The organism is Bacteroides neonati, from assembly GCF_000499785.1.
GTDB classification, from domain to species: Bacteria; Bacteroidota; Bacteroidia; order Bacteroidales; family Bacteroidaceae; genus Bacteroides; species Bacteroides neonati.
The window spans coordinates 898,370-921,630 of record NZ_HG726020.1 but is presented as its reverse complement, the minus strand read 5'-3'; the positions used below and the strand labels follow the sequence as shown (position 1 = coordinate 921,630).

Sequence of the window (23,261 nt, the reverse complement as noted above, 5' to 3'; positions counted from 1 at the left end):
CAATTTAATGTTCGTTTATATGAGAATAACTAACCTGGCCCGTGAGCTGTGGTTTCGTGCATTCTGCCTGCTGTGTCTGCTTCCTTTGGGGTTGGAGGCGCAACAGAAGAGTGATACTATTACGAATAAAGTGCATCAATTGCAGGATGTAACGGTGAAGGCGCGACGCACTCCGCAACGTATGGCGGTAGCTTCGCCCCTGCAGACAATAAATAGAAAAGAAATAGAAGGACTGGGATTGCAAAACATGGGCGATGCCGTACGTCGGTTTACAGGAGCCAGTGTGAAAGATTATGGAGGAATTGGTGGATTGAAAACAATTTCGGTACGTAGTCTTGGAGCTGAACACACAGCGGTCGCTTATGATGGTGTTGCTGTGAGTAATTGTCAGGCTGGACAGATTGATATCGGACGTTTTTCGCTGGATGATGTGGATCTACTTTCTCTCTCAATCGGGCAAGACAATAATTTGATGCAATCAGCACGCTTATTTGCTTCGGCTGGCGTACTCTCTGTTTATAGTCGCAATCCATTGGATGGTACCCAAAAATCTCATTTGCTTAAAGCGCAACTGAAGACCGGTTCTTTCGGATTTTTAAATCCCTCGCTAAAGTGGGTACAGCGTATTGCCCCTCGAACAACGTATAGTATTAGCGGTAATTTTTTACGAGCCGATGGTGGATACCCGTTTACATTAATAAATGGCAAATATACAACGAAAGAAAAGAGGAAGAATTCTGATATTCAGTCCTGGCATACGGAGGCAAATCTTTATTGTACACTTAAAGATAGCAGCCGCGTTGACATGAAAGCATATTACTATGATTCCGAGCGTGGACTTCCTGGGTCGGTTGTACTCTACAATGATCAGGCGAATGAACGATTGTGGGACAAGAACTTCTTTGTGCAAACTCGTTACAAAAAGTACTTCTCGCAGCAATGGGCGTTGCAACTGCAAGCGAAATATAACTATTCATGGAATAAATACGAAGATACCGATGTTAAGTACGAAGGTGGTAAGCAGACGGATAGAAACAAGCAACAGGAATATTATGTTTCAGCTACCGCCCTTTATCAGCCGTTTGCTGGTTTTTCTGCTTCGCTGGCTACGGATGTGGCGGTGAATACACTCGATAATAATTTGCCTGATTCTCCCAGTCCGGTACGTTTCACTTCTCTGTCGGCTCTTAACATCCGCTACCGGTGGAAGGGACTTACTGCTACGGCAACTGCGGTTAATACGTGGGTAACAGAGCATGTGAAACAAGGAGAAAAACCGGCAGATCGCCGTCGGTTAAGTCCTGCTTTCTCGCTGATGTATCGTCCTTTTGCAGAGCAATCTCTTTATTTGAGGTTGATGTATAAAGATACGTTCCGGGTGCCTACATTCAATGACCTCTATTACTTGCGTATGGGGAATACCGGACTGCGTCCCGAGAAAGCCCGAGAATACAATGTAGGCATAACATGGAATGGTGCACCTTTTTCTTTTACTGACTATGTGATGGTAACCGTTGATGGGTACTATAATAAAGTAAACGATAAAATTGTTGCATTTCCATCTACATACGTATGGAAAATGATGAACTTTGGCAAAGTAGACATTACAGGAATAGACGTAACGTTACGAACCGGTATGTCGGTAAGTGATAGACTCCAACTACTGTTTACTGCGGGATATACATATCAGAAGGCGATTGATGTAACTGACCCTACAGCAAAAAACTATAAAGAACAAATACCTTATTCGCCTAAGCATAGTGGAAATATAGGTTTACTTGCGGAGAATGATTGGGTTAATTTAGGGTATAGTTTGACAGGAGTAGGCAAGCGATACAGCCTGCCACAAAATTTGGTCGAGAACCAGATTGACGGATACTTAGAACACACCCTTTCGGCTTCTCGTAGTTTCCTGCTTAAGAGCTGTAAGTTGACTCTGCAAGCCGAATTAGTGAATTTGACCAATGAACAATATGATATCATTAAATACTACCCAATGCCGGGACGTTCGTTTCGGGTTACGGGGCGTATTGAGTTTTAAATAAATATAAATCAAAAAAGGAAATAAAAATGAAAGTAAGAAGTTTATTATTTAGTACACTATGTGTACTGGCAATGTCGGCAGCATTGACTGCTTGTAGCAGTGATAATGATCAAGATGATTGGTCTAATGATGAAGGCTCTAAAGTAGAGTTACCTGCTAATCGTGCCTTTATTCTAAACCAGGGAAAGAATGGAGGAAATAATGCTGGTCTGGCTTTTTATGCTCCCGATAAAAATGCAGCCGATAGCAAAGATAACTTCATCACTAATATCTATAAGTTACAAAACGGACAAGAACTTGGTGATGTGGGACAAGATATTATAAAGTACAACGGACATATATACATAACAATGTATGGGTCTAAACTGCTGATTAAATTGAATGAAGCAGGTGTGGAGCAACAAAGAATCTCGTTCACAGAAACCGATGGTGCCCCTCGCTACATGGCTGTTGATAACGGAAAAATTTATGTTACGTTGTACAGTGGAAAAGTGGCTCGAATTGATGCCAATACATTAGCCATTGAAGGCTATGTAGCTGTTGGAAAGAATCCCGAAGAGATTATTGAGGAAGGTAATAAGCTGTATGTGGCCAACTCGGGATGGGGTAGCGGTACTACTGTATCAGTGATTGATATGGCTACTTTCAAGAAAGAGAAAGACATTGAAGTTACAGTTAATCCGAACTTGCTGCTTGAAGCAAATGATGAAATATACCTGATTTCGTTTGGAAACTGGGGAGATATTCCACAAACATTTCAACGCGTCATTACCGATCCAAAAACAGGTGAGAAAGGGTATGAAGTAATTGCTGACGCATCTTTGTTTGCAGAACGTAATGATTTGATTTATCTGATTGATTCTAAAACCAATTGGACGACTAAAGAGACGATAAACACCTTTTTTACGTATAATGCCAAAAATCATACGTTGAATAAGAAGACATTTCTTCAGAATATGCCCGAAGAGCTGGGCCGGAAAAGCCTAATGGGTATTAGCATTGATGATGAGAATGGTGATATCTATGTGACTACTTCCGATTTTACATCGAATGGAGATGCATATCGCTTTAGTGCTAATGGCACGTTTATAGAAAAGTTTGATTGTGGTGGCATCAATCCTGTGAAGATGATCTTTTTAAATAATAAATGAAGCATCTTTTAATTATAGTAATGTCAGTCCTTATTCTTTCTGCCTGTGGCGGAAAGAGTAAGGACTCTTTGGCAGATACAGGAGGTATACCGGCTGATCTGCGTTACGCAACCAATCTTTCTTTGACTGAATATGATGATTATGCGGTAGCTAAATTGCGTAATCCTTGGGATACGACGAAGGTGCTGCACACGTATGTATTGGTCGATAAAAAGCAGCCGCTACCGGCCGTACTCCCTAAAGGAACGGTAGTGAGAACACCTGTCACCAAGGCAGTTGTTTACTCGTCTGTGCATTGCAGTTTACTGCAACAACTGGGTGCAATAGGCAATATCGGTGGAGTGTGCGATTTAAAGTATATCAAAATTAAAGAGATACAAGACGGATGTCGCGACGGAAAGATCGTAGATACGGGTGATGGTATGAGTCCCGATATTGAAAAGATCATCGATCTGCATCCCGATGCTATCTTATTATCGCCTTTTGAGAATAGTGGTGGATACGGGCGGATTGAGAAATTGAATATCCCCATCATTGAATGTGCCGACTACATGGAGACTTCTCCGCTGGGTCGTGCTGAGTGGATGCGCTTTTATGGAATGCTTTTCGGTCGGAAGCAAGAGGCAGAAACACTCTTTACACAGGTCGAGAAAGAGTATCTAACATTGCGCGAACTGGCAAATAATGCAACGGATGCGCCTACGGTGATCAGTGAACTGAAGAGTAGCTCGGCCTGGTACGTTCCCGGAGGAAAAAGTACAACGGCTGGCTTTTACGCCGATGCGGGAGGTTGCTATCTCTTTGCCGACGATACTCATAGCGGATCGGTGGCATTGGCTTTTGAGACTGTATTTGATAAAGGACATAATGCCGACATTTGGTTGATTAAATACAATCAACCGTCGGATAAAACATACAGCGAGATAGAAAAAGAATATGCTCCTTATGCCGGTTTTCGTCCTTTTAAGGAACGAGCAATCTATGGATGCAATACCGGAAAGGTGTCTTTTTACGAAGATTATCCTTTTCATCCGGAATGGCTATTGAAAGATTTGATAAAAATATTTCATCCGTCGCTGTTAACGTATTATGATTTAAAATATTTCACTAAATTAGCCGACTGATTTGAAACGGAAAGAAACTACATACAGCATTGCATTAGTCGTTGTCCTCTTGGTATTGATGGGCGCTAATCTTTTATTTGGCTCGGTTCGCATCCCAGTCGATGCCGTTTGGAACATTCTATTGGGAAATGAAGTGGCAAAGGCTAGTTGGAGTTTTATTATATGGGAATCTCGTTTTCCGCAAAGCGTAACTGCTTTGTTGTGTGGTGCGGCTCTTGCAGGTTCCGGCTTGATGCTGCAAACGGCATTCAACAATCCGCTTGCCGATCCCTCTATCCTAGGAATTAGCTCGGGTTCCAGTTTAGGGGTTGCTCTAGTGATGCTTGCCGGAGGAGGAAGCATGGTTGCAGGAGTATTTACTTTTTCTGGTTTCTTTTCGGTAGTGATAGGAGCTTTACTGGGTGCTATGCTGGTGATGGGGTTGATTCTGTTCTTCTCTACATTGATTAAAAGCAATATCATGTTGCTGATTATTGGTATTATGATCGGTTATATCATTTCTTCGGTTATTTCACTGCTGAACTTTTTTGCTACAGCCGAAGGAGTACATTCGTATATGATATGGGGCATGGGCAATTTTGGTGGCGTATCGTTACAGCAATTACCTTATTTTGCCCTTTTTACTCTACTGGGGCTTATTCTATCTGTTTTGCTTATCAAGCCACTCAATGCGATGCTGCTGGGCACTCGTTATGCAGAAAATCTAGGGGTAAACATCCGGCGTACGCGCAATCTGTTGTTGTTGGCTACGGGCTTGCTAACAGCTATCACAACTGCTTTCTGTGGTCCCATTTCTTTTATTGGGCTGGCTGTTCCGCATATGGCTCGTTTGTTGCTGGGTACATCCAATCACAATATTCTGCTTCCGATCACTTTGCTTACGGGGGGCGTAATTGCACTAGTTTGCAACTTAATCTGTGTGCTTCCGGGCGAAGCAGGTATCATTCCGCTCAATGCCGTTACTCCGGTACTGGGTGCACCCATTATTATTTATGTGATTATTAACCAACGCAAAATTCAATACTTTAACTGATGATACAGGAGGCTGTAATGACTGCAACCGATCTTTGTATCGGTTATCGAACGCATAAAAGCGAGAAGCGCGTGCACGAAAAGCTATCGTTCAATCTCTATCCCGGAGAACTGACTTGCTTGTTGGGGGCCAATGGAACGGGTAAATCGACTCTGTTGCGTACCTTGGCTGCTTCGCAACCCCCTTTGGAAGGTGCACTCTTATTGCAAGGCAAACCATTGTCGGCTATGACCGAAAGAGAACGGTCCCGTACTATTGGTGTAGTACTGACCGATAAAACACAAGCCGGTGGACTTAATGTATATGAGTTGGTAGCTTTGGGACGCCAGCCTCATACCGGTTTCTTTGGTCGGCTTCATGCGAAAGACAAAGTCATTATCGACGAAGCATTAGAGGCAGTAGGCATTGCCCACAAAGCAAAATGCTATACGGCCGAACTCTCTGATGGTGAACGACAAAAAGTGATGATTGCCAAAGCATTGGTGCAAGAGTGCCCGTTGATATTGCTCGATGAACCTACGGCCTTTCTGGATGTGGTGAGCCGCATTGAAATTATGACTTTGTTGCACAATCTGGCTGTGACACAGCATAAAGCAGTATTACTCTCTACACACGACATAGAACAAGCATTGGTTCTTTCGGACAAACTATGGTTGCTCTCCGACGAAAGTGGATTACAATGTGGTGTGACCGAAGATTTGATTTTAAATCACCGCATGGATACGCTTTTTGCCCACAATGACATCCGGTTCGACTATGCGCATGGCATCTATTATCCGAAAGTAAACGGATACAAGCAGATAGAGATCGAAGCTGAAGATGAAGTGTTGCTACATTGGGCAACCAATGCATTGAATCGCCACAACTATTCGTGTTTGCCTATTAGTCACGCGCACGCAGAACTCCCTCGTTTGAGTGTACGGGCTTGTAACCGGTTACTGCTTCGCCAAGATGATGAAATAGTGGAATATAATTCGTTTGAAACCATGCTTCGGGCACTAAGTTTATAACACGGTTTTTCTTATGGTGTAATAGTTTCTTAATCGAACTTATTGCACGAGTATTTGTTTTTTTATAGTAAATACTTTAGTATGCAACGAGTAACCTGTTATATATCACATCAATTGGTCGATGAATCTAATGTTGTGAAAGGAGGCGAAATGCGTGATACGCTTTTTGCCTATATCCGCGAAAATTATCCCGGATTCACCCAACAAGATTTTATATCTAAGGCCGAGTTTGATAAACTGCGTAAAAACTATCTGTTGCATCTCTTATCAATGGAGGAAGATGAGCTTTCGCTTGTTCAACGTCAGGTTGTTGATTCTATTACAAACAATAAATTACTTTCGGAAGATGTTGAACCGATTTTGGAAAATCAACTAACGATCGGGCAACGTGCTGCAGATAAGATAGCTGCATTTGGAGGTAGTTGGAAATTTATAATTCTTTTCTTTCTATTACTTATCGGTTGGATTATACTGAATATTTGGTTCTTAGGAAAGCATCCGTTCGATCCCTATCCGTTTATTTTGTTGAATTTGATTCTGTCCTGTTTGGCAGCTATTCAGGCTCCTATTATTATGATGAGTCAAAATAGATTGGAACAAAAGGATAGATTGAGGGGAGAGAATGACTATAAAATTAATCTGAAAGCTGAACTGGAAATTAAGCTTTTACACGAAAAGATTGATCATCTGACATTTATTCAGAACAAGCGTATGCTGGAAGTACAGCAGATGCAGGTTGAATATCTTGAAGACATATTGGATAGAGTCAACTTATCTGTAGCCCCTTCTTCCTTAACTTCCTCTTCATTAGATCCTGTCTCGTATTCATCAGATTCCGATTCGGGTATTTCGTCAAATGATTCTTCGGGCTCTTCGTCAGACTCATCAGCAAATGGGTTGGGGCGTTGAGGTCCGTAATGTCTAAAAGCCAAAGCACAAAGTACGCCCGATACGGCTCCACTTAAATGTCCTTCCCATGATGTATTGCTAGGTGTAAAATGTGGGAACATATTCCATACCAACCCGCCATAAAGAAAAGTAACCAATAGCGAAATAGCTATCAGCGGAGCGTACTTTCGTAACAACCCACTTAGAAAGAGGAAAAAGGCCAAACCGTAAATAAGTCCGCTAGCACCTATATGCCATCCCGGTTTACCGATAAGAAAGGTCAATACTCCGGTACTGATCCATAGAATCAGTAATATATATGAAGCAATATCACGATAGAAATAGTATAAACACCATGAGAGGAAAAATAGAGGTAAGCTGTTGGCTATAAGATGTGTAAATCCACTATGTATTAGAGGGGATGTAAAAATACCCAACAATCCTTTTACCTCGGAAGGGTAAACTCCTAACTGAGTGAATTGCCAGTCCATTCCTGTTTCCCATATCTTGATCATGTATAGAATAAAAATAAGGAACAATGGCACGATGCCTGCCAGGATAATATGTCGTATATCGGGTTTCATTTCATCTGTTTTCTGCTAATTTATTACAATGCTACGAATATTTATAGTGAAACAAAAAATAAAAGCATATTTTGTTTTTGTTTCTACCTATAATTTGTATTTTTGGGCATCATACTTCATTGTGATGGGGTAATAACCAAAATAATTAACCTTTAATAACGCACAATTATGAGTTATTTACGATTCGACAAGACTCTGATGATTAATCTGGAAGAATCTCTACCGAGAGAAATTCTGCGGACAAATAAATCGGGTGCTTATCATTGTACAACGATTGTGGATTGTAATACGCGGAAATATCACGGCTTATTAGTGATTCCTGTACCCAATTTGGATGATGAGAATCATGTGCTACTATCTTCTTTGGATGAAACGGTCATTCAGCATGGAGCTGAATTTAATCTTGGATTGCATAAGTATCAAGGAGATAATTATAGCCCGAAAGGACATAAGTACATCCGCGAGTTCGACTGCGAACGTATTCCGGCAACGACCTATCGGGTAGGAGGGGTCATTTTACGTAAAGAGAAAATATTCGTTCATCATGAAAATCGAATTTTAATTCGATATACATTGGTTGATGCTCACTCGGCTACCACTTTACGTTTTCGACCTTTCTTAGCATTCAGAAGCGTACGTGAATATACACACGAAAATGCTCAGGCAAATCGAGAGTATCAACAGGTTGAGAATGGAATTAAGACGTGCATGTATCCCGGATATCCCGAACTTTTTATGCAGGTGAATAAAAAAAATGAATTTCATTTTGATCCGAATTGGTACAAAGGGATTGAATACACAAAAGAGCAGGAGAGGGGCTATGATTTCAATGAAGACCTCTATGTACCTGGCTTTTTTGAAGTCAGTATTAAAAAAGGAGAAAGTATCATTTTCTCTGCCGGAATTTCAGAAGTCTCTCCCCGTAAGTTAAAGGCGATGTTTGATGCCGAAGTTGCCGATCGTACACCTCGCGATAGCTTTTATCATTGCTTGAAAAACTCTGCTCATCAATTCCATAATAAACAAAGCGAAAATCATTATTTACTGGCCGGCTATCCTTGGTTTAAATGTCGTGCACGCGATTTATTTGTATCATTGCCCGGACTTACCTTGGCCATTGATGAAGTAGATGAGTTTGAGGATGTGATGAAAACAGCCGAAAGAGCGATACGCCACTTTATCAATGAGGAGCCTTTGGACTGTAAAATATACGAAATGAGCGACCCAGATGTATTACTATGGGCGGTATGGGCTATTCAACAGTATGCCAAAGAGACTTCCCGTGAGCGATGCCGGCACACATATGGCACACTGCTCGAAGATATCATGGAGTTCATTCGCCAGCGAAGACACGATAATCTGTTTCTTCACGAAAACGGATTGCTTTATGCCAACGGTGCGGATAAACCGATTAGTTGGATGAATTCGATAGCAAATGGACGTCCCGTTACCCCTCGTTCGGGCTATTTAGTTGAGCTAAATTCCTTGTGGTACAATGCACTTCGTTTTATCGCCGATTTGATGCGTGAAGGAGGTAATAACTGCCTTGCCGATTCGCTAGACACACAGGCTGCCATAACGGCCAAATCATTTGTCGATATCTTTTTGAACGAATATGGTTATTTGTTCGATTATGTAGATGGACACATGATGGACTGGAGCGTACGTCCCAATATGATATTTACGGTAGCATTTGACTATTCTCCACTCGAAAGAGGACAAAAGAAAAAAGTACTCGATATTGTAACCAAAGAGCTACTGACTCCGAAGGGACTTCGTACGTTGAGTCCAAAGAGTGGTGGTTATAACCCCAATTATGTAGGGCCACAGATGCAGCGCGACTATGCTTACCATCAGGGAACTGCCTGGCCTTGGTTAATGGGATTCTATATGGAAGCTTACCTGAGAGTTTATAAAATAAGTGGTATCTCGTTTGTTGAACGTCAACTGATTGGTCTCGAAGATGAAATGACGAGTCACTGTATCGGTTCTCTTCCCGAGCTATTCGATGGTAATCCACCTTTCAAAGGACGTGGAGCGGTTTCGTTTGCAATGAATGTAGCCGAGATTCTGCGTGTGTTGAAACTATTGTCTAAATATAATTTATGAAAGGAGGAAAGAAAATGAAAGTCTTAATGTTTGGATGGGAGTTTCCTCCCCATATTTTAGGAGGTTTAGGTACGGCTAGCTATGGTCTGACCAAAGGAATGTCCATGCAAGAGGATATGGAAATAACCTTTTGTATACCAAAGCCTTGGGGAGACGAAGATCAGAGCTTTCTGAGAATACTGGGTATGAATAGTACGCCGGTAGTATGGCGAAATGTAAACTGGGATTATGTAAACGGACGATTGGGTTCTTACATGGATCCGCAACTTTATTATGATCTTAGAGATCATATTTATGCCGATTTTAATTATTTGAATACCAATGATCTGGGGTGTATTGAGTTTTCCGGACGTTATCCCGATAACCTACACGAAGAGATTAATAATTACTCCATAGTAGCCGGTGTTGTTGCCCGTCAGCAAGAGTTCGAGATTATTCACTCGCACGATTGGTTAACGTATCCTGCCGGTATTCATGCCAAGCAAGTATCCGGCAAGCCACTGGTGATTCATGTACATGCTACCGACTTTGATCGTAGCCGGGGAAATGTAAACCCGGTAGTATACGCCATCGAAAAGAATGGTATGGACCATGCAGATCATATTATGTGTGTGAGCGAACTGACCCGTCAAACGGTTATCGATAAGTATTTCCAAGACCCCAAGAAGGTAACGACAGTACACAATGCCGTTTCACCTTTATCGCAGGAGATTCTTGAGATTGCTCCAAAAAGAAATACGAACGAGAAGATCGTCACATTTCTAGGAAGAATCACGATGCAGAAGGGTCCGGAGTACTTTGTCGAAGCAGCCGCTATGGTGCTGAAGCGAACGAATAATGTTCGCTTTGTGATGGCTGGCAATGGTGATATGTTGAATCAAATGATTCGTTTGGCTGCCGAACGTGGAATTGCCGATCGCTTCCATTTTCCCGGCTTTATGAAAGGCAAGGAGGTTTACGAAATATTGAAAGCGAGTGATGTATACATCATGCCATCGGTTTCCGAACCTTTTGGAATTTCACCCCTAGAGGCCATGCAGTGTAGTGTGCCTACTATCATTTCTAAACAATCCGGTTGTGCCGAGATTTTGGAAAAATGTATCAAAACAGATTATTGGGATATCAATGCAATGGCCGATGCCATTTATTCTATTTGTACCTATCCGGCTTTATACGAATACCTGCGTAATGAGGGTAAAAAAGAGGTCGATGAGATTAAGTGGGAAACGGTAGGATACAAAGTACGTGGTATCTACGATGCAGTTATCAAAAATTACAAATAATAAAATAATATAGATATGAGAACAATCTGTCTTTATTTTGAAATACATCAAATTATTCATTTGAAACGTTATCGTTTCTTTGATATTGGTGCCGATCATTATTACTATGATGATTATGCCAACGAAACAGGTATGAACGAAGTTGCCGAACGCTCTTATATTCCTGCTTTGAGTGCCTTAATTGAAATGGCAAAGAAATCGGCGGGAGCTTTTAAAGTAGCTCTTTCTATTTCCGGGGTTGCACTCGAACAACTCGAAATACATGCACCTGCAGTCATTGACCTGTTGCACCAGCTTAACGATACCGGATGTTGTGAGTTTTTGGCCGAGCCTTACTCTCATGGTTTATCATCCTTGGCTAATGAAGAGTGCTTCCGCGAAGAAGTACTTCGTCAAAGTGACAAGATGAAGCAGATGTTTGGCAAGGCACCTAAGGTCTTTCGCAATTCGAGTCTGATTTATTCGGATGAAATTGGTGCAATGATTGCTTCTATGGGATTCAAAGGAGTCTTGACCGAAGGAGCTAAGCATATATTGGGCTGGAAGAGCCCTCATTACGTTTATCATTGCAGTCAAGCACCCAGCCTGAAGGTATTACTGAGAGATTTCAAACTATCCGATGATATCAGTCTGCGGTTCTCTAACTCTGATTGGAGTGAGTATCCACTATTTGCCGATAAGTATATCGGTTGGATTGATGCCTTACCGCAGGATGAGCAAGTGATTAATATCTTTATGGAACTGAGTGCACTGGGCATGGATCAGCCACTTTCATCCAATATACTTGAATTCTTGAAAGCATTGCCATTCTGTGCCAAAGAGAGAGGAATCACATTCTCTACTCCATCAGAGGTTGTTACCAAGCTGAAGTCTATTTCTCCTATTGAAGTATCGTATCCATTGTCATGGGTCGATGAAGAGAGAGATACAAGCAGCTGGTTAGGCAATGTGTTGCAACGCGAAGCATTTAATAAACTCTATAGCGTGGCTGAACGTGTGCACTTATGTGATGATCGCCGCATTAAGCAGGATTGGGATTACTTGCAAGCAAGCAATAATTTCCGGTTTATGACAACCAAGAATACAGGTCTTTGGCTGAATAGAGGGATTTATGATTCACCCTACGATGCATTTACCAATTATATGAATATCTTAGGCGATTTCATCAAACGAGTAAACGCTCTCTATCCCGAAGATATGGACAATGAGGAACTCAATTCGCTCTTAACCACAATCAAAAATCAAGGCGAAGAGATCTCAGCTCTTCATAAGGAGTTGGATAAGGAGGTTGTAAAAGTAGAAAAGGTCGCTAAGGCAGCTAAACCCAAAGCAGACCCAGCGAAGAAAGTCGCCAAAACAGCTTCTAAGAAAGTGGCGACTAAAAAAACAGCAACGAAAAAAGAAGTAGAATAATTCTTTACAATGTGTTCTTGTAAAAAGTGAACTAAATAAAAACTACGAGAAAATCTCGTAGCTTTTATTTAGTTCACTTTTTTGCCATAAAAAAGAGGGATGAACCTTCTATTGTTTAAGGCTTTCTTGGACACTCGTCAGCAGTCATTTTAACTATTTACTCTACTCCACGGATATAATTTAATCAGTTTTTAATGTTTACTTCTCTGTAAAGTAGCGTAAAGAGACTCTCTAAAATACAAGTATCAAGAAGTCTTTTTCTTAGAAATAAGAACAAGTAAAATAACTATACATATTACTATTAGGTTTAATATATAGGAAATATGATAATCTTTTATTGAAAAGAAGAGGTTTATTATTATTAATATGGCTAGCGAAGCATATATAAATCTTTTCATATTATAATATCTTAAGTGGCACACATTGCTACACCTACTAACGAAACAGCTTTCCCGACAAGAAATAGCCCCAATCCCCATCCCGTTGCTATGGTTGTTGCTCCTATTGTTGTAATTACGCTACCAACAACAGCAGTAGCACAACTTACAAGCTTCTTTCCACTTCTTGTTTCCATAGGTATAGAGTCTATCAAGTAATCAAACGTTTCTATACTGAATGCTAAGAAATATACATCCCTTTCGTTTAAGTTATATTTCTGAACTACCAGCTCGAATCCATGTTCTTGGCTTCTATAGTTTGTATCATAATCAATTAGAGCATCAATAATACTAACATTAATATTGTTGTTTTCTCTTTTATCAGTTGATGCTCCAATATGAGAGTGAACCAATAATTTGTGTTTACTATCAGAGGCTGCTTGAACCGCATATCCAACTCCTGATACATTATTGGTTAACATTAATGCTCTTGAATCTTTGTCTGTCAGACTTACTTGAGTATCTCATAGATATATTGTTTAGTTTCTTTCCATAAATATACGAAAAACAAATGATAATTCAATATAGCCTCTACGGTTTTTGCACAGACTCTCGGGAGCTTACTAATTTTCTTATCAAATCTAAAATTTGAATTTTATTAAATAGAATCAATGGGGTGTCGGTCATCAGTTCTGTAAATATTTTCTTTTCGATGGAGTTCAACTTGTCAGCTTCCCATTATCGATAATTAAAAATTCAAAATTGTGATACGTTTGATGTAATATGCTATCAATTGATATGTCTTATTATTATTTGCTGACTGTTTTTCAAAAGTCAGATAGTCTAATTTTTTTCTTTTCTTAATAAAAATAGCAATCCTGCTGCCATAAACTACACTTCCGGATAAGAAAACTATGAAAATTATTGTATTATAACTTAATAACACAATCCCGAAAATAATAAAATTGAAAAATGTAAATAATATAGTTAGTGTTTGGGTAGTCAAGAAGTTTTCTACTCTTGAATGATCATTTATCCACTGCATTAAATCTCCTAACTGTTTTGTATCAAAGTAGGACATGGGCAAACGAAGCAGTTTGATAAAGAAATCCGAAAGTAACGATATATTAATCCGCATGCTGATATGTAATATTATCCAACGTCGTATGAAGTCTACTATTGTTCTGCTGAATATCAGCATTAACTGGGCAAGCAGGATAAGAAAAATAAAGTTAACTTGCTTGTGGTTAATACCTATATCTACAACTGCTTGGGTGAGAAAAGGGAAGATGAGTTGAAAGATACTACCTAGTAATAACCCTAACAGTATTTGTGTAAAAAAACGTTTATATTGCAGTATATATTTTAGCATGAATGAAATGGAATGCTTTTTTTTCCCATCTTCTTTCTCATTTTCATTCTCATAAAATGAAGAATTAGGGTGTATGATCATAGCTATTCCCTTTTCTTCACCAGAAGATAATGTACTGTACCAATTATCACTAAAATCAATTCGGTCATATCTAATGAGTCCTTTTCCTGGATCAGCAATATGGTATTTGGTCTTATGATTTTTTTTCTGATTGATTTTATAAAGTACCACAAAGTGATTTTGATTCCAATGTAATATGCAAGGGAGAGGCACTTTGTTTAATTGTTCTAAAGTCATTTTTCCGCATATAGTCCTGAATCCCAACTGTGAGGCTGCTTCACTGATGCCTAACAGCGAAACGCCTTCATTGGAAGCAAAGCAATAATGAGACAATTTTTCCTGAGAATAGTATCTTCCATGGTGTTTACATACCATCTGGAGACAGCTAATTCCGCACTGCATACTGTCATGCTGTTTATAAAATGGAAATTTACGCATTGTACTACAACCTGTTAATGATTGAGTTCTGATTGTTTAATCTTTGTTTATTTACTTTTTCCTTTGTATTGAAATTGTAAGTTAGTCTTATCCAAAAATTACGTGAAAGAGGTTTACTGTAAAATAAATACTCCAACGTCGGCACATAATTACGTGAACGATAATAGCGGGTATTAAAAATATCTGAAACGCCTAACTGTATATTGGCTGAATTATTTGAAAAGGATCGACCATAAGAAATATCCATTCCATAGTTACGTTTATTATGTGCATTACCATTGATATTTCCTGAATTGTAGTTGAAAGAAAATTGAATATCTCCTACTGCAGGAATTGAAAAACGATTATTTGAATTAATAAATCCTCGGAATAGTTCTTTTTTATTATAACTTTTAGGAATATGTTCGTAACCTACATAAATATAAAGGTTGGTGTACCACCACTTAAAAATGTTACTGTTAAAATTGTGATTTATGCCCAGTCTCGTAACGGATCCAAAGTTTAAGTTAGTATGATAAGTGATCTCATTTCGCTCTTCAAAGAATTCCGTAATCGCATCAGGAGTGTAATTTATTTCGAATGAAGTGGAATGACTGCCGTAGTTTAATGAAATTTGTCCTGTATGCGTGTTCTGGGGTTTTAAATCCGGATTTCCTACATCATATAATACGTCAGAAACCCTATTCGAATAATTATTCATTAAATTAAATGGAGGGCGATATATATACTTCGTATACAGTATGCCATAGGATAGTTTGGGTTTAAGTGTATGGTTGAGGGTGATATATGGATATATTTCGGTATAATTCTTGTCAAGAGTTTTTGATTCTCTGGACTTTCCTTCTATATAAGTATGTTCTACCCGTATGTTACCATATAAATAAACGTTCCCGATATTTCTTGATAAACCAATATATGCTCCGGCAATACCTTCGTTATAAGTCCACTGTTCATAAGCGCTTTCGCCCGAATCTGGATTATTTATTTTCAGGTCACTTTTCCTTTTGCTATATGAATATTGAATACCCGCTCTTAATGATAATGAGCTTGCCCAATTTTTCCTTAAATCGGATTTAAGGGAGTAATTATTCGCATCGGCAGTCGAGCTATTTTGTTCAAAGATGTTTTTATCATGCAAAAGTTCATACCTCGAATTAATTATATTGTCGGAATAGCTTTGTTTATTGTTATAATTAAGTAATGTTTTTAAATTACTTTTTAAGGTGTCGATTTTCCATTCATGATATAAAGCGACATTATAAAAATCGGAGTTTGACGAATAAATTTTTTCGCTTTTTGCCCGGTCAATTAATACCTGCTCTTCTAGCAGATTTATATCAGAGAATGATGAACTTCTACCCGGGTTATTTGATATTCCGTTAAACTCAAAACTGATAGTATGATCTTTGTTTATATCCCATAAAGATCCTATTTTATAAGTATGCGAGTTTGGTTTATTCTTGAATTCTCCAGAAGCCTCGTGCGTGATATTATTTTGGTTATAATGATTGGTGGTCTCGGAATAACTACCACCTTTTCCATGATTAAAACTATAAGAAGAGTAGATGTTCCACTTTTCTTTACCAAAGAAAAGATTTAAATTAGGTGATAAAGTATAGTAATCCGATTTTGGATAGGCTGCATAGAACTGGGTGGCTGCATTAAATCCTGTACGGTTTTTGACCGTTTTAATATGGATAACTCCTCCCTGAATATCTACTCCGTATTCTCCTCCGTGAGTAGATTGTACTTCAATCTCGGAAATATCTTTGGCATGCAGGTTGTTTAGTGCTATTGCGATTTCATCGGATGATAATCTTCTGTTATTTAAATAAACGGTTGCCTGTTTGCTTCCCACGTTAATCTGTCCGTTAAAATCAACAATTACTTTGGGTACATATTTTAATACGTCATTTGCATTATAACCTTCCGTCTTGCTTAGTTTGCGGACATCAAATATTAATTTGTCTTCTCTATGAGAAACCAGATTATGCGGAGCTTCAACAATAACCTCGTCAAGTGATAGGTTTGGTGATACATAAAATGTATCTAATTTAAGGTAGAGGTAATATTTAATTCTTTTTCAAAAAGAATCTTGCTGAAATATACTCCTTTCAGTTTATAGTTTCCATTTTTGACTAACAATTCAAATTTCCCATTTGAATCTGTAAGCGTTTCTTTCAATATGCTGTCATTCTCGGCAAGAATGTAAACATACTCAACAGGTAGCTGATTTTCTGTTACTATTATTCCACTCAACTTGCTTAAATTTTGAGCATTTGATACTTTAAAATTTAAACAAGATAGTGTGAGAACCGTAGCGAATGTTAATACTCCTCTCATAGATGTAAATATTAATATGTAATTAGTACTTGTTTATAAAAGTGTGTGTTTTGATTCAAAAAGATCTATAATAATATTGTTTTTTGTGATCTCTCCCCAGTCTGACGGCTTTATTTCAAATAGTCTCTTCTTTATTGGTATTAAGGATGTAATGCGGCCAGTAAGTCCAATGCTACTAGGAGACTTAAAGACAACATTGCATTAAATACCTTTATATTTAGAGATTTTAATCTGTCCACTATATTACCAACATCCTTCATCCATTAAGTATACACGAGAGAATTTTCAGTTGAAATATTTATATTCTCGTGCGTCTGCCTGCTTGAGATCATGGATATAACAATGATGTCAATATCCGAATTATCACTATCTGTATGGTCTGCATGGCTTCCTGTCAGCATAATGCCAACTATATCTGACATTGGGCAATGACTGTGGACGAAATCAATAATCTCATCGCGGCTGTTCGTGCTCATTGGGCGTGTTTTCTTTTGTGTAGTATTTTATAAGTTGTTCAAATATTGAAATGATGTCTTTTTTTTTAATATAACAGCCATAACTCACATAATTATACAGTGTGTAATCTGGATCATTATTGAATTCAAATTTACTTTTGATGGCATTTCTAATTCTACTTATTTCACCAGAAGAAAACTTAAAGGCAATATCCGAGCTAAAAAAGAATTTAATGTTAGTCACCTTACCTTTTGTATCTAAAATAAAGCTAAAAAACATAGGCTGATGATTTTTGCTCTCTAATAACACTCGAATTTCTTCTAACGTAAGTTGGCTAACAACATGGTAAGGAAGAGTATACGGTTTAAAAGGGGTTTTCCCGACAACATAGGCTAAAGCGGCTTCGGGTCCTATGATAGTGGAAGGTTTGACCATATCGCTTGAAATACATACGCGTATATATTTGCTCGTCTTACTTATTGTGTTGTCATCCTCCGTCCAGGTTACTGTATCATTATTAATTATTTCCTTTTTGATAATGATGGGTTGACTCAGCGCACCGATTGCGCTGAATGCAAAGATTAAAAATATGACAACTTTATTCATACTGTTCTATGATTTATTATAAACACATTAAAGCCTGAAAAATGAAATACTTGCATTTTGTTCTGACCATAGACCTAGTGCATCTAACCCAACAGTACAATTACTAGATATTCCTTTTACAATATGCATGACATATTATATGCTTAAAGTCTTTCTTGAAGTTAATTAATAAGTAGTTTAATATGATTGCAAATGTAAATAAATGCGTTATTAATCAATTGGTTATGCTTGTTTTTTTATTTCTATTATGCTAAATGTGTTTTCTTTAACTTAATCGTGACTGCTTTTATCATTTAACACATATATTTGTAAGAATGAATATTTCGATTGTACATTTCTATTTTAACATTATTAACAAGTTCTGTTTCTTCCCTATCTCTTACCCACCAAAAGTATATACTCTTGGCATCAAAGAATACGTACTCTTTGATACCAAGAATAGTATTTTAACGCACCGTTAAAATGCTTCTTTTGTAAACCAAGAAAAGTAATCGCATGGATAGTCGATGAAGCCATTGTCATCTGATTGATAATAAGAAGTTTAACCGTCTTTGTTTTGATTTTATCAATCTGTTTTTTCTTAATTTTACATAAGAATTTAGAGAAAATAGTTTGATAATCAACTGTTTCTTTATTTTTGCTAACTATATAAATTCATAACTTACGCTGAAACACATCAATGCTTATGGATGAGACGAGAAGAGAGCGAAAAGAGATTTATTCAGTCGGTTCCGAAGTCGGTTGGCGCGGCATGGAACAGCTCCTTCGCGAGCATGTGTATGCCGATAGTGCGCAATGGAAGCAGTTTTTCCGTATACTACTTCCTGTTTTGGGAGTATCGCTCATGGTGAGTGGAATTGTTTTCTTCTTTGCTTATAACTGGGCGGAGCTACATAAATTCATTAAACTGGGGCTTATCGAAGCGATGCTGATTCTTACTATCGCTCTAGTGCTTTTTACCCGGTGGAGTGTGTCGATGAAGCAAGTGTTACTTACCGCAGCCTCGGTCTTAGTCGGTGCACTTTTTGCAGTGTACGGACAAATTTACCAGACGGGTGCCAATGCATACGATTTCTTTTTCGGTTGGACACTGTTCGTTACACTTTGGGCTGTTGCAGGTCGTTGTGCTCCGTTGTGGCTATTGTGGATAGCACTGACCAATATCACTATATACCTTTACAAAGAACAAGTGGCTGTTTCGGATCAAGGGGTGAGGATACTGATCGAGAATGCACCTATACTGACTTGTCTTCTCTCCGTTGTCATTGCCGAGAGCTTACTTATCAAGAAAAAATTAGAGCAGCGAAACGTATGGTTTATCAATACGGTAGCTTTGGCCGGGCTCGCTAGCGGTACCCTGAATGCGATGATCTATATACTGAGTAACACCCATAGCTCGAAGGCTTCTCTTTTGCTCCTGATCGTGGTCTGTATCGGTGGGCTGCTTTGGGGCTTTCGCAGACAGCAGTTGTTTTATATTGCTACAATCCTGTTTTGTCTCTTATTGGTATTGAATGCCGCGCTGTTTAGGATGTTTGAAAAGCAGCTTGATATAAGTATCATCTTGTTGATGGGAGGGATGATGGTAGCCGGCACTACTGCGATTGTTTCGTTGATTGTTAAACTAAAAAAGCAAGGATATGGAACAACAGCTCAATAACCCTGCTTCTAACCTCGCCGTACGGGTGCTCTCGGTGGTGGGTGGATTGTTGGCCGCTTTGTGTTTAATTGGCTTTCTGATACTATCGGATATAGCTCGCTCCGAGGCGGCATTGCTTGTTGTGGGTGTTTGTGCCATCGGGGCATCCGTTGTGGGCAATCGAATCATTCACCAACTTTTTCTGGATACCTCTATTATTACCTTTTATGTGGCAGGTTGCGTGGCACTGCTGGCGGGTATGACGGTTGCGCATTGGAATACTTATCTGATTTGCATCGTCTTTATGCTCATCGCCGTAGCAACCTTTTTTCTCTCCCGAGGGGGCTTCTTTCCTACGCTTGCGGTGCTTCTTTTCAATACGGCTTTTACCGGCCTGGTTATGAATGGGGCGGACGCGATTGAATCCAGTCAGTTTGTGGTGCTGCTGATGGGGATTGTATTCTTCTTACTGAACACATTCGAAGCAAGGATCGTAGCCGGATACTCTGTTATGAGGCGATTGTTTCGTGCGCTGCATGCTGGGTTCTTTCTCTCCTTTGCCGTTGGAGTGGTGTGGATGTCGGGTATTGGCTATGTGTTCAACAACTCGGTTAGTATTCTTTCGGTTGTTACGTGGGTAGGTATGGTGCTGATGCTTCGGAGGATCATGAAGACGATGGACGTGCAAAGTGTCCGGACGAAGGTATGGGTTTATGTGGTCTGTGCGGCACTGCTCGTTCCCACTGTTTTTGCTCCTTACTTATCGGGTGCATTGCTCTTGCTGCTGCTCTGTTTTGGCTACGGGTATAATGTAGAGACGGTAGCCAGCTTGCTGCTAGTCATGTACGTGATCGTGAAGTATTATTATGATCTGCAATTAACGCTCTTAACCAAGTCGGGGATACTCGTTCTGACGGGTATTGTGCTGCTGCTTACCTATTATTACTTTACTAAAAAGAAGAATGATCATGAAGAAATATAAATGGCTGCTCATCGGGGGCAATCTGATCTTGTTGCTGGCTTATTTTAACTGGTCGGTCGTTCGCAAGGAGCAAACGCTCAAAGAGGGCGAACTGGTCTTGTTTCGGTTGGCTCCTGTCGACCCGCGTTCGTTGATGCAGGGTGACTATATGGCACTCAATTATGAGGTTTCCGATATCAAGCAAAACCATCTTGCCGACAGTTTTGCCCTTGTTCCTTGGCGAGGATATGCCGTTATTGTGCTGGATAGTAACCGGGTAGCTAAGATTGTGCGGCTTCAACCCGATAAAAGTGAATTGGCTGCGAATGAACAACTTATTAAATACCACAAAGGGTATTTCGACTTGTTGAAACTCGGTGCCGAATCGTTTTTCTTCGAAGAGGGGAAAGGAGAACCCTACACCAAAGCAGTCTACGGCGGATTGCGAGTAGACAGCGATGGCAACAGTATTCTGGTTGGGCTTTACGATGATCGTTTCCGCTTGATTCCTTGACCGGACTTCGGCTATGCTTTATGCATCCAGATGGACATCACTTTTCGTTTGATTAAAATCAGGTTGATTCCCGACACCAGACAGAACAAAAGGGTTCCGGCAACGATGGTCGGCCAAAGTGTACCGGCTTCTAATTGGGGTGACAAAAGTGTAAGTGTATCCATATAGAAGCTGCGGAGCCAACTTACGAATCCGACCGCCAGAAGCAACACAACGGCATTCAATCCCAGCGTAAGCAATTGATAGGGGAGTGCTACGCGTGTGGGGCTATAGCCGATGAGCAACAGGGTTTCGAGCTTAGCTGTGTTCTTTTGCAGCAATAAGAAAACGCTCAGCATAAGTATGTAAAACGAAAGAATACTGATAAACAGGCCTACACCCAACACAATGCCTACGATGAGGCGCAGGAAATAAGTCGTTTTGCCCGCATCGAGTTTGCCATCTTCGGTTTCGTATCCCTTCTGTTGGAAGTACTTAGCTATCCCTGCGTCTGCGGGGTTGCTCACCTCAATAATTAAGCGCGAAGGTTGCGCTTCGGTATCGGGGGCAAAGGTTTTATTGGCCCAGGTCATGAACGATTGTGGAACCAATATCGTATTCAAACGGTTCGAGAAGCCTACGATATTGCCTTTGTACCGCTCCGTTCGTCCGTTGCCTGTCAACACGATATCCATCTGTATGAGGCTCATTACCCCTTCGGATAGTTTGGGAAGGTTTCGGCTTTGCGCAAAACCGAAATTATAGAGATTCAGGTAGTTGCGTGGGATGATAATGGGGATGGTATGTGTGTGCTCATCGAAGTGCCATTTGTCGAGACTGACGTCTACATACTTATCGGGAACAGCTTCGAAGAACATCTCGGTAGAGAGGCGGATGCCTGCCTCTTCCATACCCAACCCTGCCGATACCTTGAATTGAGAAGGAGTAAAGGTACCTACCGATTTGGTAAAGGGCTGCGCTTTCAGTTCGTCGATATCTTGTGCAGAGAAGGCATTGCTCTTACCGGCAAAGCTGCCCAGCGTACTTATCTTCTTGGTAGCAATGAGGTAGTCTTTCTTCATGAAGCTATCGCCTTCGGTAAACATCGGAAGGATGTCTTGATAAAACTGAATACTAACTAACACGATAACCATGCCGAAAAGATTGGCCAGGAAGAAACCGGACAGTTGCCCGATGCTGATGTGTTGGCGGAGGAGTTTCCAGACTAGTTTCATAGCTTAAGTAGAGTGTTGTAGGGTAAGTCAATGTGTTTGCCGATAGAGGTAACGATGATGCCGGCTCCTTGCCTGTTTGCCTCTTCCAGAAGCATTTGCCCCATGAGTTGGCCGTTGGCATCGTCGAGATGGCTTATCGGTTCGTCCAGAAAAATGAAGTCGAAAGGTTGCGAAAGTGCACGGATAAAAGCAACACGTTGCTGCTGCCCGAAAGAGAGCTTTCCGACCTTTGTATGCAGCTTATCGGCTATGTCGAGTGTTTCGAACAGGGCGATTAGCTCTTTTTTCTTCTTGTAGCCTGTTAACTGATTTTTTAGTTGCACGTTTTCGAATGCGCTTAGCTCCGGAAACAAACGCAGATCCTGAAACAGCATACTCAGGGAGTGTTTGCGCAGATCAATCCACTGTTTCACCGAGAACGCTTTGATGTTGGTTTCGTCGAAGTTGATAATACCTTGGAAATCGTTTCGATAACCATAAATGTAACTGCATAACGATGATTTTCCGGTACCCGAAGCGGCTTCGATCAAGTAGGCTTCTCCTTTGCGGAAAAGCAAATCCTGATGCCAAACGTCTGATGTGACCGAATTGCGATCAGCAAACACTTGGGGAAGTGTTTGCTGTAAGTGGATGGTGTTCATA

18 protein-coding genes and 2 pseudogenes are annotated in these 23,261 nt (G+C 40.0%); 12 read left to right on the top strand and 8 right to left on the bottom strand.

The window, feature by feature from the left end; genetic code table 11:
- Positions 1 to 19: 19 nt before the first annotated feature.
- From TY03_RS06865 to TY03_RS22845, 6 genes and pseudogenes are all read left to right on the top strand, one after another.
- A complete protein-coding gene (locus tag TY03_RS06865) occupies positions 20 to 2,041 on the top strand; it encodes a TonB-dependent receptor plug domain-containing protein (RefSeq protein ID WP_052332414.1) in 2,022 nt (673 codons plus the stop codon).
- Between the two features lie 29 nt (positions 2,042 to 2,070).
- Positions 2,071 to 3,195: a YncE family protein gene (locus TY03_RS06860; protein ID WP_042368492.1), complete on the top strand. Its 1,125-nt coding sequence runs from the start codon at positions 2,071 to 2,073 to the stop codon at positions 3,193 to 3,195.
- Positions 3,192 to 4,319 (top strand): ABC transporter substrate-binding protein, encoded by a 1,128-nt coding sequence (locus tag TY03_RS06855; RefSeq protein WP_042368489.1) that lies wholly within the window; start codon positions 3,192 to 3,194, stop codon positions 4,317 to 4,319. Before TY03_RS06860 ends, TY03_RS06855 begins: the two co-directional genes overlap by 4 nt.
- A 58-nt stretch (positions 4,320 to 4,377) precedes the next feature.
- Positions 4,378 to 5,352, top strand: coding sequence for an iron chelate uptake ABC transporter family permease subunit (locus TY03_RS06850; protein ID WP_081713062.1), 975 nt, complete (start codon positions 4,378 to 4,380; stop codon positions 5,350 to 5,352).
- On the top strand, positions 5,352 to 6,362 hold the full coding sequence (locus tag TY03_RS06845) for an ABC transporter ATP-binding protein (protein ID WP_042368486.1): 1,011 nt from the start codon (positions 5,352 to 5,354) through the stop codon (positions 6,360 to 6,362). Before TY03_RS06850 ends, TY03_RS06845 begins: the two co-directional genes overlap by 1 nt.
- Before the next feature lie 81 nt (positions 6,363 to 6,443).
- A pseudogene (locus TY03_RS22845) lies at positions 6,444 to 7,058 on the top strand (DUF1003 domain-containing protein); the annotation flags it as partial.
- Between the two features lie 2 nt (positions 7,059 to 7,060).
- Here the strand turns inward: TY03_RS22845 and TY03_RS21785 are convergent.
- Positions 7,061 to 7,834 carry a rhomboid family intramembrane serine protease gene (locus TY03_RS21785; RefSeq protein WP_074434141.1) on the bottom strand — a complete coding sequence of 258 codons (774 nt, stop codon included), beginning with the start codon at positions 7,832 to 7,834 and terminating at the stop codon, positions 7,061 to 7,063.
- A gap of 168 nt (positions 7,835 to 8,002) precedes the next feature.
- Between TY03_RS21785 and TY03_RS06835 the strand changes: the two genes are divergently transcribed.
- From TY03_RS06835 to TY03_RS06825, 3 genes are read left to right on the top strand one after another with little or no spacing between them, the layout of a single operon-like run.
- On the top strand, positions 8,003 to 9,943 hold the full coding sequence (locus TY03_RS06835) for a glycogen debranching enzyme N-terminal domain-containing protein (RefSeq protein ID WP_042368484.1): 1,941 nt from the start codon (positions 8,003 to 8,005) through the stop codon (positions 9,941 to 9,943).
- Between the two features lie 14 nt (positions 9,944 to 9,957).
- A complete protein-coding gene (locus TY03_RS06830; RefSeq protein ID WP_042369250.1) occupies positions 9,958 to 11,226 on the top strand; it encodes a glycosyltransferase in 1,269 nt (422 codons plus the stop codon).
- A 15-nt stretch (positions 11,227 to 11,241) separates the two neighbouring features.
- Positions 11,242 to 12,639: a glycoside hydrolase family 57 protein gene (locus tag TY03_RS06825; protein WP_042368482.1), complete on the top strand. Its 1,398-nt coding sequence runs from the start codon at positions 11,242 to 11,244 to the stop codon at positions 12,637 to 12,639.
- Positions 12,640 to 13,351: 712 nt separating this feature from the next.
- Here the strand turns inward: TY03_RS06825 and TY03_RS23245 are convergent.
- The 5 genes and pseudogenes from TY03_RS23245 to TY03_RS06800 form a co-directional block, all read right to left on the bottom strand.
- Positions 13,352 to 13,540, bottom strand: a pseudogene (locus tag TY03_RS23245) (IS1182 family transposase); the annotation flags it as partial.
- A gap of 224 nt (positions 13,541 to 13,764) precedes the next feature.
- The gene (locus TY03_RS06815) at positions 13,765 to 14,886 is read right to left on the bottom strand and encodes a cysteine peptidase family C39 domain-containing protein (RefSeq protein ID WP_052332413.1); all 1,122 of its coding nucleotides are present in this window, start codon (positions 14,884 to 14,886) and stop codon (positions 13,765 to 13,767) included.
- 4 nt (positions 14,887 to 14,890) lie between these two features.
- Positions 14,891 to 16,744, bottom strand: coding sequence for an outer membrane beta-barrel family protein (locus TY03_RS06810; RefSeq protein ID WP_042368478.1), 1,854 nt, complete (start codon positions 16,742 to 16,744; stop codon positions 14,891 to 14,893).
- A gap of 191 nt (positions 16,745 to 16,935) precedes the next feature.
- On the bottom strand, positions 16,936 to 17,229 hold the full coding sequence (locus TY03_RS06805) for a carboxypeptidase regulatory-like domain-containing protein (RefSeq protein WP_042368476.1): 294 nt from the start codon (positions 17,227 to 17,229) through the stop codon (positions 16,936 to 16,938).
- A 453-nt stretch (positions 17,230 to 17,682) separates the two neighbouring features.
- Complete coding sequence (locus tag TY03_RS06800; RefSeq protein WP_042368474.1) at positions 17,683 to 18,291, bottom strand: hypothetical protein; 609 nt, start codon at positions 18,289 to 18,291, stop codon at positions 17,683 to 17,685.
- A 685-nt stretch (positions 18,292 to 18,976) separates the two neighbouring features.
- Here TY03_RS06800 and TY03_RS06795 point away from each other — a divergent pair.
- Genes TY03_RS06795 through TY03_RS06785 form a run of 3 tightly spaced genes read left to right on the top strand, consistent with a single transcriptional unit; the run spans position 18,977 to position 21,405 of the window.
- Entirely contained in the window at positions 18,977 to 19,951 is a 975-nt protein-coding gene (locus TY03_RS06795; RefSeq protein ID WP_187373979.1) for a DUF2157 domain-containing protein, read from the top strand.
- The gene (locus TY03_RS06790) at positions 19,932 to 20,912 is read left to right on the top strand and encodes a DUF4401 domain-containing protein (protein WP_042368471.1); all 981 of its coding nucleotides are present in this window, start codon (positions 19,932 to 19,934) and stop codon (positions 20,910 to 20,912) included. The genes TY03_RS06795 and TY03_RS06790 overlap by 20 nt, the downstream gene beginning before the upstream one ends.
- A complete protein-coding gene (locus TY03_RS06785) occupies positions 20,899 to 21,405 on the top strand; it encodes a GDYXXLXY domain-containing protein (protein WP_042369246.1) in 507 nt (168 codons plus the stop codon). Before TY03_RS06790 ends, TY03_RS06785 begins: the two co-directional genes overlap by 14 nt.
- 11 nt (positions 21,406 to 21,416) lie before the next feature.
- On the opposite strand, the gene TY03_RS06780 is transcribed toward TY03_RS06785, so the two are convergent.
- Together TY03_RS06780 and TY03_RS06775 are read right to left on the bottom strand one after the other, a co-directional pair.
- On the bottom strand, positions 21,417 to 22,619 hold the full coding sequence (locus tag TY03_RS06780) for a hypothetical protein (protein ID WP_042368469.1): 1,203 nt from the start codon (positions 22,617 to 22,619) through the stop codon (positions 21,417 to 21,419).
- Positions 22,616 to 23,260: an ATP-binding cassette domain-containing protein gene (locus tag TY03_RS06775; RefSeq protein WP_042368467.1), complete on the bottom strand. Its 645-nt coding sequence runs from the start codon at positions 23,258 to 23,260 to the stop codon at positions 22,616 to 22,618. Before TY03_RS06775 ends, TY03_RS06780 begins: the two co-directional genes overlap by 4 nt.
- Position 23,261: the final 1 nt, after the last annotated feature.

Coding starts and splice junctions, on each gene's coding strand:
- TY03_RS06865 (WP_052332414.1), top strand. CDS start 20: ATGAGAATAACTAACCTGGCCCGTGAGCTGTGGTTTCGTGCATTCTGC.
- TY03_RS06860 (WP_042368492.1), top strand. CDS start 2,071: ATGAAAGTAAGAAGTTTATTATTTAGTACACTATGTGTACTGGCAATG.
- TY03_RS06855 (WP_042368489.1), top strand. CDS start 3,192: ATGAAGCATCTTTTAATTATAGTAATGTCAGTCCTTATTCTTTCTGCC.
- TY03_RS06850 (WP_081713062.1), top strand. CDS start 4,378: ATGGGCGCTAATCTTTTATTTGGCTCGGTTCGCATCCCAGTCGATGCC.
- TY03_RS06845 (WP_042368486.1), top strand. CDS start 5,352: ATGATACAGGAGGCTGTAATGACTGCAACCGATCTTTGTATCGGTTAT.
- TY03_RS21785 (WP_074434141.1), bottom strand. CDS start 7,834: ATGAAACCCGATATACGACATATTATCCTGGCAGGCATCGTGCCATTG.
- TY03_RS06835 (WP_042368484.1), top strand. CDS start 8,003: ATGAGTTATTTACGATTCGACAAGACTCTGATGATTAATCTGGAAGAA.
- TY03_RS06830 (WP_042369250.1), top strand. CDS start 9,958: ATGAAAGTCTTAATGTTTGGATGGGAGTTTCCTCCCCATATTTTAGGA.
- TY03_RS06825 (WP_042368482.1), top strand. CDS start 11,242: ATGAGAACAATCTGTCTTTATTTTGAAATACATCAAATTATTCATTTG.
- TY03_RS06815 (WP_052332413.1), bottom strand. CDS start 14,886: ATGCGTAAATTTCCATTTTATAAACAGCATGACAGTATGCAGTGCGGA.
- TY03_RS06805 (WP_042368476.1), bottom strand. CDS start 17,229: ATGAGAGGAGTATTAACATTCGCTACGGTTCTCACACTATCTTGTTTA.
- TY03_RS06800 (WP_042368474.1), bottom strand. CDS start 18,291: ATGAATAAAGTTGTCATATTTTTAATCTTTGCATTCAGCGCAATCGGT.
- TY03_RS06795 (WP_187373979.1), top strand. CDS start 18,977: ATGGATGAGACGAGAAGAGAGCGAAAAGAGATTTATTCAGTCGGTTCC.
- TY03_RS06790 (WP_042368471.1), top strand. CDS start 19,932: ATGGAACAACAGCTCAATAACCCTGCTTCTAACCTCGCCGTACGGGTG.
- TY03_RS06785 (WP_042369246.1), top strand. CDS start 20,899: ATGAAGAAATATAAATGGCTGCTCATCGGGGGCAATCTGATCTTGTTG.
- TY03_RS06780 (WP_042368469.1), bottom strand. CDS start 22,619: ATGAAACTAGTCTGGAAACTCCTCCGCCAACACATCAGCATCGGGCAA.
- TY03_RS06775 (WP_042368467.1), bottom strand. CDS start 23,260: ATGAACACCATCCACTTACAGCAAACACTTCCCCAAGTGTTTGCTGAT.